Origin of the sequence: Roseovarius aestuariivivens, from assembly GCF_004761875.1 — a bacterium.
GTDB lineage: Bacteria > Pseudomonadota > Alphaproteobacteria > Rhodobacterales > Rhodobacteraceae > Roseovarius > Roseovarius aestuariivivens.
Map to the genome: position 1 here is coordinate 18478 of NZ_SJEY01000004.1, position 13338 is coordinate 31815.

Sequence of the window (13338 nt, forward strand, 5' to 3'; positions counted from 1 at the left end):
TCAGGTCGGTCTGCGGCGGCCCGCGCCAGAGGTGTATAAATGTGCCATCAGGCCAATCCCAGCGCTTTGCGGCGGCGGTTGGCCCAGCTCATGATCGCCAGATCGAAGGTCAGCGCCATCAGCGAGACGTTGATGCCCAGCACGAAGTTCTTGCCCAGATCGGTGCCCGCCAGCGTGCGCTGCAGTTCCTGGCCCAGATCCTGGGTGCCGATGAAGGCGGCGATGATCACCATGAAGAAGGCGAACATGATGGCCTGGTTGAAGCCGATGGCGAGTGTCGGCATCGCCAGCGGCAATTGCACGGAGGTCAGCTTTTGCCAGCGGGTGCAGCCGGACATGTCGGCCGCCTCGCTCATCTCGATCGGCACTGCGCGCAGGCCCTCGATGGTGTAGCGCGTCAGCGGCACGGTGGTGAAGATCACGATCGACAGGACGACGGTGGTGTCGGTGATCCCGAAAAGCATGATCGCCGGCAGCAGGTAGATGAAGCTGGGAAAGGTCTGGGCCGTGTCGCACACGAGAAGGATGCGGTTGGCCCATTTTTCGGACCGGGCGGCGAAAATGCCCAGGGGAATGCCGATCAGCGTCGAGATGAATACCGCCGAGATTACCGAGTAGAGCGTGATGATCGCGCGGTCCCACCAGCCGGTGAGCGCCACGAGGCCGAAGAAGACGCCCGCGTAAATGGCCGGGCGCTTGCCGCCCAGTGCGTAGGCGAAGGCGATCATGAAGAGGATGAAGGCGGGGGTCGGCACCCACAAGAGCGCGTCGCGGAAGGGCACCAGCACCCAGACATTGAGAATGTAGCGGATGAAGCCGGTTGTGGCCTGCACCGCGTCGATGTTGAGGAAGCCCTTGATCACGTCGTCGATCTCGCGGCCCATCGACAGCGACTGACGGCGGCCGACCTCGTTGAAATATTCGACGAACTGGGCCAGCACGAAGAAGAAGACGAAGCCCACCACGCCGGCCAAAAGATACTTGTGCCGGATGTACCACAGCGTGCCCTTCTCGTGGTGCTGGGGCAGCTTGTGGACCCAGGCCTTGGACATCTGGTCGAGCATGATGGCGACAAGGACGATGGTGACGCCGATCTCGAAGGAACGGCCCAGCTTGAAGCTGTTCATCATCGCCAGAAGCTTACCACCCAGACCCGGCATGCCGATGAAGGCGGTGAGAACGACCATGGCGAGCGACAGCATGATCACCTGGTTCACGCCGACGAGGATCTCGGTGCGGGCCGACGGGATGTAGACCTTGGTCAGCATCTGCCAGCGGGTGCAGCCGGACATCTTGCCGGCCTCGATGATCTCCGGCGAGACCTTCTTGAGGCCCAGTGCCGTCATCAGGATCATGGGCGGCGTGGCGTAGATGGTGGTGGCGATGGCCCCCGCAGTGGGGCCCACCTTGAAGAAGATCACGGCAGGCAGGAGGTAGGTGTAGAAGGGCAGGGTCTGCATCACCGCGAGGGCGGGCTTGATCGCGGTGTCGAATGCCTTCCACTTCCAAGCGGCGATGCCCATCACCAGGCCGATGAGAAAACCCAGGGGTGCGGCCACGGCCAGCACCGAGAGCGTTTCCATCGTGATTTCCCACTGCCCCATCGCGGCGGTCCACACGAAGGTGCCGCCCGCCAGAAGCGCCATTTTCCAGCCGCCGAGATAGTAGCCGAGGACCGCGCCCACGACGGCGACGGCGGACCACGGGATCGGATCGGAAAGGAACGGCCAGCGATATTTGCCCTCGAGCAGGTTCGCGGTGAAGCCCAGCAGGAAGTCGAGCGGGCCTTCGGCGAACCAGCGGGTGAGGGTCATCAGGCCAAAGCGCCCGGTCGCCGGATCGCCCTTGATGAATTCGAAAAACGCGTCGAGCCACGCCGCAAAGGGCGGGATCCAGGCCTCGGGGAGGCGGATGAGCATGTCTGGCAGAACCGGCTTGAGCGCGGTCAGCACCACCGCCGCGACAAGCAGAACCTGCAGCACCCGGTCGCGCGGCGGGCTGGAGGGCTGTGACGGCAGGGCGGTGGTGGCGATATCGGCCATGTCACGCGCCCCCGAGCAGCACGTCGAGTGCCTTTTGCCGTTCGATCACGCCGATCACCTTGCCGGACTTGTCGGCGACGGGCAGATGCGCGCGCTCGTCATTGACCAGTTGGCGCGCGAGTTTCTGGATCGTCTCATGCGCGGCCACGGGCGGACCGTCGACCGCATGACCGTTGACCGGGGTCAGCAGCGTGCCGGCATGCACCACGCGGGCCTTGTCGATATCCTCGGTGAACTTGCGGACATATTCGGTCTGCGGGTCGAGCACGATGCGGTCGGGCGTATCGCATTGTTCGATCGCGCCGTCCTTCATGATGGCGATGCGGTCGGCGAGGCGCAGTGCCTCGTCGAAATCATGGGTGATGAAGACGATGGTCTTGCCCAGCATGCCTTGCAGCCGCAGGAATTCGTCCTGCATTTCGCGGCGAATGAGCGGGTCGAGCGCCGAGAAGGGTTCATCGAGAAACCAGATGTCGGGTTCGATGGCGAGGCTGCGGGCGATGCCGACGCGCTGCTGCTGGCCGCCTGACAATTCGCGCGGGAAATATTCCTCGCGTCCGCCGAGGCCGACCAGTTCGATCACCTCCATCGCGCGGGCGCGGCGGGCGTGCTTGTCCTGGCCGCGCATTTCCAGCGGGAAGGCCACGTTGTCGAGCACGGTGCGGTGCGGCAGAAGGCCAAAGGACTGGAACACCATGCCCATCTTGGAGCGTCTGAGTTCGATCAGGTCCTTTTCGGCGAGCGCCATGATGTCCTGGCCCTCGACCTCGATCGTGCCGCCGGTGATGTCGTGCAGGCGCGAGAGGCAGCGGACGAGAGTGGATTTGCCGGAGCCCGACAGACCCATGATCACCAGCATTTCGCCCCGCGCCACGTCGACGGTCACGTCCTTGACCCCGGCGATATAGCCGTCGGCGCGGATTTCGTCATAGCTGCGCCCCGGGGTCATGGCGGCGAGATACGCGCGCGGGTCGGGTCCGAAAAGCTTCCAGATATTGCGGCAGGAAATGACGGGCTGGTCCGTGGACATGGGGGGCGACGCTTTCATTTGTGCGGTCTGGCCGTGCGGCGCCTTGGTTTACGAAAAGCGGCCGCGGTCGTCTGGCAGGCCGCCCGGCGCGGATGGGCGCCGGGCGAACTCTTGTCGGGGTCGGATCAGGTGGCGCCGCCGGGCATCCAGCCTTTCCAGATCTCCTCGTTCTCTTCGAGCCAGATCTCGGCCGCCTCTTCGGGCTCGTAATCCTCGATATCCACGAGGCGGGCCATTTCGGCGATCTGCGCGTTGGTGAAGGAAATCTTGGTCAGCACCTCGTAGGCGTTGGGCCACTTGTCCTTCATCCCGTCCCAGGCGGCCTTTTTCAGGTAGCCGTCGGCGGGATTGCCGCAGTCATAGAGCTTGTCCGGGATCGGGCCCTTGGCCGGATCGGTGTCGCAGCCGTCTTCCCAGGCCGGGAATTCCACGAACTCGCCCGGCCAGACGGCCTCGGCGAAGTTGGGGGTCCAGTTGAACACAAGAACAGGCTTCTTGTCGGCCTCGGCCGCGCCGATATGCGCCCAGAGCGCGGCGGCAGAGCCCGCGTTTTTCACGACATAGTTCAGACCCAGCGCTTCGGCGCGTTCCTTGCCGTGCTTGAGCCAGTCGACGGGACCATCGAGGAAGAGGCCCTGATCGCCGGTCTCGGCGGTGGCGAAGAGATGCGCGCAGTCATTGAGCGCCTTCCAGTCGGGCAGGCCCGGGCAGGCGTCCTTGGTCCACATCGGGTACCACCAGTCTTCGCGGGTGACGGCGTTGTGGTCGCCCGCGTCGTGCAGGCCGCCCTTTTCGAGCGCGGTGCGGAAGGAGGCCCCGAAGGCGCCTTCCCAGACTTCGAGTTCCAGCGTCACGTCGCCGAGGCGCACCGATTCGTATACGGCCTGGCTGTCGGTGGTGACGTATTCGACGTTGTTGCCCATCATTTCGAACATCTGTCCGACGACATTGCTCATGACGATCTGGCTGGACCAGTTATGGATCGGAATGACGATCGGATCCGAGCTGTCCTCGGCGGACCAGGCGGATGTGGTGGTGGCCAGGGCCAGGGTGGCCGCGGACATCAGGTGTGACAGTTTCATGTTTTCTCCCCGTTGGAATGTTTCTGCCTGCCCTTTTGGTGGGTCAGGTCTGTCCAAGCAGGTCGAGTATGACAAAGGCGGGCCGTGGTTTTGATTATAAAGTCTTTGCGCTTTGCCCCTAAAAAAGTTTGGCAAAACCCGGGCATGTCGACTACGCTTTACGCAGGGTAAGAAGTTCAGGGGCTGGATGCTTAAAAACAGGGCGGCCTTACCACGGCTTGATTACTTGGTGGCCTTTGAAGTGGCGGCCGAGATGGAAAGCTTTGCGGCGGCGGCGCGGCAGCTCAATGTCAGCGAAACCGCCGTGAGCCGGAAGATTCGGCTGCTGGAGGAGCATTACAACTGCCAGCTTTTCGTGCGCGGGCATCGGTCGGTGACGCTGACCGATCACGGGCGCAAGCTTTTGGGGGGAATCGCGCCGGCGCTGAAATCGCTTGAGCGGGTGTCGATGGGGCTGCTGAGCGAGCAGGCGCGGGGCACGGTGCGGCTGGCGGCGACGAATTCGGTCGCCTCGCTGTGGCTGATGCCGCGGCTGCATGCCTTTCGCCGGGAAAACCGCACGATCACCATCAGCCTGCTGTCGTCGGACAGCGACGCGGAATGCCTGTCGGAGGACGTGGAGCTGACGATCCTGCGCGGCGAGGGCGACTGGCCGGGGTTCGAGGCGCAGCTTTTGTTCGGCGAGACGGTGTTCCCGGTCTGCGCGCCGGATTACCTGGACTCACAAGGCCCGATCGAGGATGTGGCCGCACTGACGCGGCACGCGCTGATCGAGGTGAGCAACATCCATACCGAGTGGCTCAACTGGCCGACCTGGCTGGCGCAGAAGGACGTGGACCCCGACCGGGTGCCGCGCTCGACGCTGGTCAACACCTATCCGCTGGCGATTCAGGCGGCGGTGGACGGGTTGGGCGTGGCGCTGGGCTGGGGGCATCTGGTGGACCGGCATCTGCAGACCGGGCGGCTGGTGCGGCCGCTGGGCCGGGCGCATGTGCGCACGCATTCGGGATATTACCTGTTGTGTCGCAAGGATGCTCCGCGGCACCCTGAGCGGGACCTGGTCGCTGTATGGCTGATGCAGGAAAGCGCGGCGCGCACCCGATACGCCGCGGAATAGACGCAAGATATACCAACCTGAAAGGAGGCCCCTTTGGCCCGTGAAACCAAACTGATCCTTTGCCCCGTCAATCTTCGCCACACCGAGGTGGACGACGCGGCCTTTCATGAGGCCGTCGCGATGGCGAAACGGCGGGGGGCGGACCTTCTGGTGACCACCGTCGCACCGGAAATGGAGCGAAACCTGAACATTCGGGACGCCAAGGGGTTCTGGGGGGATCAGCTCAAGGCGTTTCTCAAGGCACGGCCGGTCGAGGATCTGAAGATCGAGGCGGTGGTGCGCATCGGCGCGGTGCATCGCCAGATCGTCAAGCTGGCCGACGAGCGCGATGTGGATGTGATCGTGATGGAATCCGCCAACCCCAAGGTGAAAGACTATCTTCTTGGCACGACGGCCAGCCATGTGGTCACGCATGCGAAATGCTCGGTCTTCGTGGTGCGAAGCTAGGACCTGCGGCGCGTGCCGAAGGGTAAGGGACTTCTGGCCGCGCTTGCGGCGGTCTGCGCCGCGCCGGCCTTTGCGCAGCCCGTGGATTTGGGCGCGTTCCGCATCGACCCCACAGAAGTGACCGTTCAGGCCTTCGCCGCCTTTGCCGAAGAGACGGGTCTTGTCACCCAAGCGACGCGCGAGGGCGGCGGTTTCGAATGGGGTGCGGGCTGGCAGCGGCGGCCGGGCTGGACCTTTCGCACGCCCTATGGCGCGCCCGCCGCGGGAACCGAGCCCGCGGTGCATGTCAGCTGGCAGGAGGCGCGGGATTTCTGCGCCCACGCGGGCGGGCGTCTGCCCACGCGAGAGGAATGGGCGACGGCGGCCTATACCGAGACGCGGACCGATCCGCCGCAGGGGTTCGAGACCGGCAGGACCTATCTCTATCCGGTGGGCGAGACGCCCGGGGCCATGCATGTCAACGGCGCGCGGCACGTGCCCGTCGCCACCACCGATCCGGGCGTGAACGGGCTTTTCGATATGGGCGGCAATGCCTGGGAATGGCTGGCCGACCGGCGGGACGAGGACGCGCTGACCGCCGGCGGCAGCTGGTGGTACGGTCCGGCGCAGACGAAGGCCGGCGGGATGCAATGGAAGCCCGCGACGTTCTACGCGGTCTATGTCGGGTTTCGCTGCGCCTATGATCCGGGATAGGACGGGGCCGGGCGCGCCGCGCCGGGCTTTGGAAAGGCGGAACTGATGCTCGAACAGCTTTTTATGGGATCGCTTGTCACGCTCGTCTCGCTGACCGGCGGGTCGATGCTTTGGTGGGCGCTCAATGAGGTGCTCTTGCGCATCGAGCCGTGGCTGCGCCGCCCGCCGCATCCGATCAAGTTCTTCGGCGTGCTGCTGCTGGTGGTGCTGGCCACGATGTCGATCATGACCTTCGGTGTCTGGCTTTGGGCCATCACGTTTCGGGTGATCGGGGTTTTTTCGACATTCGAAGAGGCGGTGTATTATTCGCTTGTGGCCTACACCACCCTCGGCTTCGGTGACGATCTGGTGCCGCAATCGCAGCGCCTGCTGGGCGGCATGACGGGCGCGAACGGCTTTCTGATGTTCGGCCTGATGACGGCGATGATCACCGATACGCTGCGCCATACGCGCCGGGTGCAGCGCAACCTGCGCGACTGAGGCGCTCGGTCCCGTCCCCGTCGGAGGCGGGGTCAGGGCCGGCGCAGGCGACCGCTGGATATCGGCACCGCCGCGCCCTCGATCCGGACCCGGGTCACCTTGGCGCTATCGGTGGAGATGAGCGCGCGGATGCGCGAGGGGCGGCCCATTTCGACGCCTTGGTGAATATCGATCTGCGTCTGAGCCGCGCCGCACCGGCCATGATGTGCCAGCAGGCCGGCAAAGGTCACGACCGCCGAGCCTGTTGCGGGATCCTCTGGCGTGCCGCCCGCCGGGGAGAACATGCGCGCGCGAAACCCGCCCTGCCCATCGGGAACAAAACACCAGGCGCTGATGCACTCCGCGCGGCCTGTCAGGCTGGCCCAGTCTGCGCCCGAGGGCCACGCGCGTTCCAAGGCCGACAGAGAGGCGAGGGGCACCAGAATATAGTCGGGACCCGCCTGCCAGACCTCTGCCGCAGGGCAGACGGCGTTGCCGATATCGTGCATTTCGAGGCCGAGCCCGGCGGCGGTGAGGCCCATGTCGATGTCGACGGGCCGACATTGGGGCAGGACCGGTGCGGTGAAGCATGCGGACACACAAGCCCCGGTTTTGGTGACCGTGACGGGAACCGGGCCTGCCGCCTCTTCCAGGACCATGTCCATCGTGGTGTCCCCGGCAGCCGCTCGGCTTGCGTCGAGCAGGCCCGAAAGATGAATGGCACAGCCGATCGTCGGATGCCCGGCGAAGGGGATCTCGGCGGTGGGAAAAAAGATCCGCACCTTGGCGGTATGCGCCGGGTTCTCGGGCAGCATGACGAAGATCGTCTCGGAAAGGTTCATTTCCCGCGCGATGCTTTGCATTTGCGCGGTGGTCAGGTCCGCCGCGTCCAGAACGATCGCCAGTGGATTGCCCTGGTATGGCGTGTCGGTGAACACGTCGTAGGTGACGAAGTTCAGCACCGTCAGCCGTTGCGCGCGATCAGCTCGTCGAGATGCGCAGCCCCGCTGGCCGCAAGCGCGTCGAGGTCGTAGCCGCCTTCGAGATAGGAGACGAGGCGGCCCTCGCAATGCTCGGAGGCGATCTCGCAAAGCTTGCGGGTGACCCAGGCGAAATCCTCTTCCACCAGCGCGAGATTGGCGAGCGGGTCGTCGACATGGGCGTCGAACCCGGCGGACACCAGGATCAGCTCGGGCCGGAAGGCGTTGAGCGCGGGAAACACCTGCCCCTCGTATTCCTGCCGGAAAAGGGCGCCGCCGGTGCCGGGCGCAAGGGGGATGTTGAGCACGTTGTCATGCGCGCCGCGTTCCGAGGGCGCGCCCGAGCCGGGCCAGAGCGGCGACTGGTGCGAGGAGACGAAGAGCGTGCGCGCCTCGGACCAAAGAAGGTCCTGCGTGCCGTTGCCGTGGTGAACGTCGAAATCGACCACCGCGACGCGATTAAGGCCGTGGCGTTGCAGCGCGTGCTTGGCGGCGATGGCGACCACGCCGTAGATGCAAAAGCCCATGGGCGTCGCGGTTTCCGCATGGTGCCCGGGCGGGCGCATGGCGACGAAGGCGTTCCTCGCCTCGCCGCCAAGTACCATGTCCACGCCTTTGATCGTGCCGCCCACCGCGCGGTGCACGCAATCGAGCGTGCCGGGCGAAAGATAGGTGTCGCCGTCGAGCTGCACGAAGCCTTCCTCGGGCGCGGCCTTGTTGATCGCGTCGACATAGGCCTGCGGGTGGCAGAGCAGGATGTCCTCGGGCGTGCAGAAGGGCGCCTCGACCCGCGTGACGTTCTTGCCCTCAAGCGCGGGCATGAGCGCCTCGAGCCGCGCCACACGCTCGGGATGGCCGGGGGGCATGAGATGCTTGAACCCGTCCTCGTGGTGAATGAGCGCGGTGGTCATGGCGGCCCTGTCCTTTCATTCTTGTCAGGGCCCGAGCCTACGCCTTCACGCCCGGGTGTCCAGAGGCGTCTTGTACCTCCACCGGGGGTGGGGCAATCTCTTGTCATGGAAAACGAAAACCTGCCTCTTCCCGAAAGTATTCAGTCGCTGGTGCAGACCCTGCTGGAGCAGGCAGAAGTGTTTGTGACCGGGCTGATGCGGCCCTGGAACGCCTATCAGATCGGCATCGCGCTGGGCCTTTTCATCCTGGCGCATGTGGCGGCTCGGCTGATCGAGCCGCATATGAACGAATGGCTGCGCACGCGCGAGGGCTGGCCCAAGTGGCGGATGCGCTTTGCCGTGCTGATCCGGCGGCGGATGCGGCTGATCCTGTTCGTGCTGATGATCTGGCCCGTGATCTGGACCATGCAGCAGATGACCTGGCCGAGCCGGTCCTACCTTCTGGGGATATTCGGGCAGCTGGCGGTGGCGTGGCTGGTCATCGCCATTGTCACGCGGCTGATCGGCAACGCCTTCCTGCGCGGCGTGGTGCGCTATGCCGGCTGGACGTGGGTCACGCTGTCGATCCTGGGGCTGACCGAGGAGACGAAGCAGATCCTCGACAGCGCGGCGGTCGATATCGGCAGCATGCATATCTCGCTCTGGACGGTGATCCAGGCGATCACGGTCATCGCCCTTTTGATGTTCGGCGCGCGGTTCATCTCGACGACCTCGGCGGCGCGGATCCGGTCCAACACCGACATCTCGCCGTCGATGCAGGTGCTGGCGGTCAAGATCCTGCAGATCATCCTTTACGGCTCGGCCTTCTTCATCGGGCTGAAGGCGGTGGGCGTGGATCTGACCGGTCTTGCGGTGCTGTCGGGCGCGATCGGTGTGGGCCTTGGTTTCGGCCTGCAGAAGGTGGTGTCGAACCTCGTCTCGGGGGTGATCATCCTTCTGGACAAGTCGATCAAGCCCGGCGACGTGATCAGCCTTGGCGAGACCTTCGGCTGGATCAACAGCCTTGGCGCGCGCTATGTCTCGATCACAACGCGGGACGGCAAGGAATACCTCATCCCGAACGAGGATCTGATCACCGGTCAGGTGGTGAACTGGTCGCATTCCAACGATTACGTGCGGCTCGATATCTATTTCGGCACTGCCTATGGCGACGATCCGCATGTGGTGCGGCGGGTGGCCATCGACGCGGCGGCGGGTGTCACCCGCGTGCTGGCCGAGCGTCCGCCGGTCTGTCACATCGTCGGCTTCGGCGATAGCAGCGTGGACTATATCCTGCGATTCTGGATCCGGGACCCCACCGGCGGCCTGACCAATATCCGTGGCAATGTCTATCTTGCGCTTTGGGACGCATTCAACGAACACGGCATTTCCATTCCGTTCCCGCAGCGCGAGGTGAAGGTGCTCAAAGGCTCGGAACTGGACACAAGGTCGCTGGGTGCGGCCGATGCGGAACATGGCGCTTGATCCGGGCGTTACCGGGATCAAAGGAGATGTTTCATGACCCGTACCCTGATCCTGCAATCGCAGGACGCCGTGACCCACGACACGTACCGCTTTGTCTTCGACCGCCCCGAGGGGTTTGACTTTGAGCCCGGCCAAGCCGCCGAACTGGCCATGTGCCGGGAGGGCTGGAGGGACGAGGGGCGGCCCTTCACATTCACCTCCCTGCCGGACGAGGATCACCTGGAATTCGTGATCAAGAGCTATCCGTCCCATGACGGCGTGACCGAACAGTTGCCGACGTTAAAATCGGGTGAGAAGGTCACGCTTGATGGCCCGTTCGGCGCGATCACAGACAAGGGCGCCGGTGTTTTCCTTGCGGCAGGCGCAGGGGTGACGCCCTTTATCGCCATTTTGCGCGCGCGAGCGCGGCAGGGCGATCTCGCGGGTTGCCAGCTTATCTTTTCCAACAAGACCGAGGCCGACATCATTCTGCGTGATGACTGGCGCGGCATGGACGGGCTGAAGGTTGAGCATGTGTTGTCGGAGGAAAAGGCAGACGGGCTGCATCATGGGAAGGTCGACGCGGCGTTTCTTGACCGCCATGCCGATCTGTCCGGGCAGATCTATATCTGCGGGCCGCAAGGCTATGTGGACGCGATGCGAGACGCGGTGAAGGAATTGAGTGTGCCCGATGACCGCGTTCACACCGAGGACGGCTGGTAAGGCGGGGATCGTGGCAGCGGGCGCGGATTACTCGTCGGGGGCGGCCTCGAGCAGGTCGCCCGGCTGACACTCCAGAACCTCGCAAAGCTTTGCCAGTGTCTCGAACCGCACGCCTTTGACCTTGCCCGACTTCAAGAGGCTCAGGTTCTGTTCGGTGATTCCAATCTCTGCCGCCAGCTCGCGCCCCCGGATCTTTCGCCGGGCCATCATCACGTCCAATCGGACGATGATCTGCATCAGATGAATTCCCGATTCTCGGCGGCAATCCGCTGAGCCTCGGCCATTGACCAGCCGATCAGCGTGAGCAGTCCCGCGACGAGGACAAAGCCGATATCCGAGCTCCCGATGGTCAGCGAGATGAGGCGTTCGCCGGGCGGATTGGAGAGCGTCAAGAGCGGTGAGGAGACGGGTTGCAGCAGCAGGCCGAGTCCTGCCGCGCAAAGCAGGTTGGACCCGATCGACTGAATGAGTGGGCCGGTTTCGGGGGCGAGGGGATCGCCCGTGCGATACACGCCGAAAAGCCGCCGCATCGCGCCAAGCGCCTGCATCGCGAAGATGAAGGGGATCAGCACGACGCCGACGCCGACCCAGGTGTAAAGCGTCCATTCACCTTCGGGCAGGTCGCGGAACGCGCCCGGCGGTCCCGGAAAGTGCCCGGGCGCGAGCACCGCCCAGATGAGCAAGGGCGGTGTCAGCAGAAGCGTAAGAGTGGCCAGCCCTTGCAGAAAGGCGGCAAAGCGGGGCAGGCGAGAGAGCGGCATGACGGCGTCCTTATTGCAATACGATAAAATTTACTGTTTTACATTAAGAAATATTTGTCAAAGGAGAATCACATGATCCGCCGTCTTTTGTCTGCCTGCGCGTTTCTGGGGCTGTCGGCCTGCTCTGGCCTGGTGCCCGCGACCCTTATCGAGATGGCCCGTCTCGACCCGTTCAGCGCCGACCCGGCGGGGTTCGCCGTGGGTATCGATACCGCGTCGGGCATCGCGCCCGCCGCCGGTACGGCGCAACTGACCTTTACCGCCACGCACAGTCCGCGCGGCGATATCCGCCGGTTTGACGCGCGCCTGATCGAGCAGGATGCCGGGCCAGACCGCGTGATCTATCGCCTTGCGCCCGGGGATGTGGGCGCGCTGCGGGCTTATCAGCAGGAGATTGCCGGCTGGAGAGACACCTCGGACGGCAACAGCACGCTGGCCCTGACGGTCAGCGCCGAGGGCTGCCGCACGCGGGCGACCGGCCTGCCAGAAGACCCGCGGATATCGGTCTTTATCCGGCTGACGCCCGAGGGTCGGATGCGGCCGCTTTTGCGCAAGGCGCCGGCGCTGCCGTTTTTCGAGGCGCAGAGCCCGGGCGACCTGCCGCTATGTGCAGGCACGCGTTGAATTTGGGCGCGCTCGTTGCTAGATTTGTTGTATGCCCGGCACCGGGGATGATCGGTGTGCAATGAAGGAGGACTATGTCCTGTCTTTTACGGCAAATGCGGCAATGGCCGCCGATACGGGTGCGGGGGTGACCGCGACCCGAATGAACGCAGGCAGCGACGCGCAACTGGCGCGTATCCTGAGCTCTCTGGAAGAAGACAAGGCGCTTGATATCGTGCAGATCGATCTGCGCGGCAAGACGGCTATCGGCGATTACATGGTGATCTGCTCTGGTCGGTCGACACGTCAGGTGACCGCGATTTCCGAGAAGCTGGCCGAACGGCTCAAGTCCGAGCTGGGCGTGCTGGCCAAGATCGAGGGCAAGGAGACGGGCGACTGGGTGCTGATCGACACGGGCGATATCATCGTTCATGTCTTCCGCCCCGAGGTGCGCGAGTTCTATCAGCTTGAGAAGATGTGGCTGCAGGGCAAGGATGCCGCTGCCGCCGCGCCGGCGACACAGCCGAGCTGAATGCGCGTTCAGATCTGCGCGGTGGGCCGGATGAAGACCGGCCCCGAAGCCGCGCTGTTCAACGACTACCAGACCCGGTTCGACCGGACCGGACGTGCATTGGGTCTTGGTCCGCTTACGCTTCAGGAGATCGATGATCGCAAGGGGGGCGGCATGGCCGGTGAGGCCGCGCTGTTGCGGCGGGCGGTGCCGGAGGGCGCGCTGCGAGTGGTTCTGGACGAGCGGGGCCGGGTGATGTCCTCGCCGGAGTTTTCCGACAAGCTTGCGGCGTGGCGCGATGCGGGGCGCGGCGACGTGGCCTTTGTCATCGGCGGCGCGGACGGGCTTGATCCGGACGTGCGCAACGAGGCGGAGGAGGCGCTGTCTTTCGGCAGGATGGTCTGGCCGCACATGCTTGTCCGGGTGATGCTGGCCGAGCAGCTGTACCGCGCGGCGTCGATCCTGGCGGGCAGCCCCTATCACCGGGTATGACGGGCCGGGTGCGGGGAATGCCGGGGCGCGGCAAAAAGGCGGTT

16 protein-coding genes are annotated in these 13338 nt (G+C 64.6%); 9 read left to right on the forward strand and 7 right to left on the reverse strand.

Going from position 1 to position 13338, the window contains the following annotated elements; translation table 11 throughout:
* Positions 1-47: 47 nt before the first annotated feature.
* From EZV60_RS07590 to EZV60_RS07600, 3 genes are all read right to left on the reverse strand, one after another.
* A complete protein-coding gene (locus EZV60_RS07590) occupies positions 48-2042 on the reverse strand; it encodes an ABC transporter permease (RefSeq protein WP_135503958.1) in 1995 nt (664 codons plus the stop codon).
* A 1-nt stretch (position 2043) separates the two neighbouring features.
* Positions 2044-3072: a quaternary amine ABC transporter ATP-binding protein gene (locus EZV60_RS07595; protein ID WP_135503960.1), complete on the reverse strand. Its 1029-nt coding sequence runs from the start codon at positions 3070-3072 to the stop codon at positions 2044-2046.
* A 125-nt stretch (positions 3073-3197) separates the two neighbouring features.
* A complete protein-coding gene (locus tag EZV60_RS07600) occupies positions 3198-4136 on the reverse strand; it encodes an ABC transporter substrate-binding protein (protein ID WP_245306255.1) in 939 nt (312 codons plus the stop codon).
* Between the two features lie 205 nt (positions 4137-4341).
* Between EZV60_RS07600 and EZV60_RS07605 the strand changes: the two genes are divergently transcribed.
* From EZV60_RS07605 to EZV60_RS07620, 4 genes are read left to right on the forward strand one after another with little or no spacing between them, the layout of a single operon-like run.
* Complete coding sequence (locus EZV60_RS07605) at positions 4342-5271, forward strand: LysR substrate-binding domain-containing protein (protein WP_135503964.1); 930 nt, start codon at positions 4342-4344, stop codon at positions 5269-5271.
* A 33-nt stretch (positions 5272-5304) separates the two neighbouring features.
* Complete coding sequence (locus tag EZV60_RS07610; RefSeq protein WP_135503966.1) at positions 5305-5718, forward strand: universal stress protein; 414 nt, start codon at positions 5305-5307, stop codon at positions 5716-5718.
* Positions 5719-5730: 12 nt separating this feature from the next.
* The gene (locus EZV60_RS07615; RefSeq protein ID WP_210115070.1) at positions 5731-6411 is read left to right on the forward strand and encodes a formylglycine-generating enzyme family protein; all 681 of its coding nucleotides are present in this window, start codon (positions 5731-5733) and stop codon (positions 6409-6411) included.
* Positions 6412-6456: 45 nt separating this feature from the next.
* The gene (locus tag EZV60_RS07620) at positions 6457-6891 is read left to right on the forward strand and encodes an ion channel (RefSeq protein ID WP_245306248.1); all 435 of its coding nucleotides are present in this window, start codon (positions 6457-6459) and stop codon (positions 6889-6891) included.
* A gap of 32 nt (positions 6892-6923) precedes the next feature.
* Here EZV60_RS07620 and EZV60_RS07625 read toward each other — a convergent pair whose 3' ends face one another.
* Positions 6924-7832, reverse strand: coding sequence for a PhzF family phenazine biosynthesis protein (locus EZV60_RS07625; RefSeq protein ID WP_135503970.1), 909 nt, complete (start codon positions 7830-7832; stop codon positions 6924-6926).
* Between the two features lie 2 nt (positions 7833-7834).
* Positions 7835-8761, reverse strand: coding sequence for a histone deacetylase family protein (locus EZV60_RS07630; RefSeq protein ID WP_135503972.1), 927 nt, complete (start codon positions 8759-8761; stop codon positions 7835-7837).
* A 105-nt stretch (positions 8762-8866) separates the two neighbouring features.
* Here EZV60_RS07630 and EZV60_RS07635 point away from each other — a divergent pair, with 105 nt between their 5' ends.
* Entirely contained in the window at positions 8867-10225 is a 1359-nt protein-coding gene (locus EZV60_RS07635) for a mechanosensitive ion channel family protein (protein WP_135503974.1), read from the forward strand.
* Positions 10226-10258: 33 nt separating this feature from the next.
* Positions 10259-10927 (forward strand): FAD-binding oxidoreductase, encoded by a 669-nt coding sequence (locus tag EZV60_RS07640; RefSeq protein WP_135503976.1) that lies wholly within the window; start codon positions 10259-10261, stop codon positions 10925-10927.
* Between the two features lie 27 nt (positions 10928-10954).
* Here the strand turns inward: EZV60_RS07640 and EZV60_RS07645 are convergent, their stop codons facing one another.
* Together EZV60_RS07645 and EZV60_RS07650 are read right to left on the reverse strand one after the other, a co-directional pair.
* Positions 10955-11164 (reverse strand): helix-turn-helix domain-containing protein, encoded by a 210-nt coding sequence (locus EZV60_RS07645; protein ID WP_135503978.1) that lies wholly within the window; start codon positions 11162-11164, stop codon positions 10955-10957.
* Positions 11164-11688 carry a hypothetical protein gene (locus EZV60_RS07650; protein ID WP_135503980.1) on the reverse strand — a complete coding sequence of 175 codons (525 nt, stop codon included), beginning with the start codon at positions 11686-11688 and terminating at the stop codon, positions 11164-11166. Before EZV60_RS07650 ends, EZV60_RS07645 begins: the two co-directional genes overlap by 1 nt.
* A gap of 72 nt (positions 11689-11760) precedes the next feature.
* Between EZV60_RS07650 and EZV60_RS07655 the strand changes: the two genes are divergently transcribed.
* From EZV60_RS07655 to rlmH, 3 genes are all read left to right on the forward strand, one after another.
* Positions 11761-12312, forward strand: a complete 552-nt coding sequence (locus EZV60_RS07655; protein WP_135503983.1) for a hypothetical protein — start codon at positions 11761-11763, stop codon at positions 12310-12312.
* Between the two features lie 103 nt (positions 12313-12415).
* Entirely contained in the window at positions 12416-12823 is a 408-nt protein-coding gene (rsfS, locus tag EZV60_RS07660) for a ribosome silencing factor (protein ID WP_245306256.1), read from the forward strand.
* Positions 12824-13294, forward strand: a complete 471-nt coding sequence (gene rlmH, locus EZV60_RS07665) for a 23S rRNA (pseudouridine(1915)-N(3))-methyltransferase RlmH (RefSeq protein ID WP_135503985.1) — start codon at positions 12824-12826, stop codon at positions 13292-13294. It begins immediately after the preceding gene.
* Positions 13295-13338: the final 44 nt, after the last annotated feature.

Coding starts and splice junctions, on each gene's coding strand:
- EZV60_RS07600 (WP_245306255.1), bottom strand. CDS start 4,136: ATGTCCGCGGCCACCCTGGCCCTGGCCACCACCACATCCGCCTGGTCC.
- EZV60_RS07630 (WP_135503972.1), bottom strand. CDS start 8,761: ATGACCACCGCGCTCATTCACCACGAGGACGGGTTCAAGCATCTCATG.
- EZV60_RS07645 (WP_135503978.1), bottom strand. CDS start 11,164: ATGCAGATCATCGTCCGATTGGACGTGATGATGGCCCGGCGAAAGATC.
- EZV60_RS07620 (WP_245306248.1), top strand. CDS start 6,457: ATGCTCGAACAGCTTTTTATGGGATCGCTTGTCACGCTCGTCTCGCTG.
- EZV60_RS07635 (WP_135503974.1), top strand. CDS start 8,867: ATGGAAAACGAAAACCTGCCTCTTCCCGAAAGTATTCAGTCGCTGGTG.
- rlmH (WP_135503985.1), top strand. CDS start 12,824: ATGCGCGTTCAGATCTGCGCGGTGGGCCGGATGAAGACCGGCCCCGAA.
- EZV60_RS07595 (WP_135503960.1), bottom strand. CDS start 3,072: ATGTCCACGGACCAGCCCGTCATTTCCTGCCGCAATATCTGGAAGCTT.
- EZV60_RS07590 (WP_135503958.1), bottom strand. CDS start 2,042: ATGGCCGATATCGCCACCACCGCCCTGCCGTCACAGCCCTCCAGCCCG.
- EZV60_RS07650 (WP_135503980.1), bottom strand. CDS start 11,688: ATGCCGCTCTCTCGCCTGCCCCGCTTTGCCGCCTTTCTGCAAGGGCTG.
- EZV60_RS07605 (WP_135503964.1), top strand. CDS start 4,342: ATGCTTAAAAACAGGGCGGCCTTACCACGGCTTGATTACTTGGTGGCC.
- rsfS (WP_245306256.1), top strand. CDS start 12,416: ATGGCCGCCGATACGGGTGCGGGGGTGACCGCGACCCGAATGAACGCA.
- EZV60_RS07640 (WP_135503976.1), top strand. CDS start 10,259: ATGACCCGTACCCTGATCCTGCAATCGCAGGACGCCGTGACCCACGAC.
- EZV60_RS07655 (WP_135503983.1), top strand. CDS start 11,761: ATGATCCGCCGTCTTTTGTCTGCCTGCGCGTTTCTGGGGCTGTCGGCC.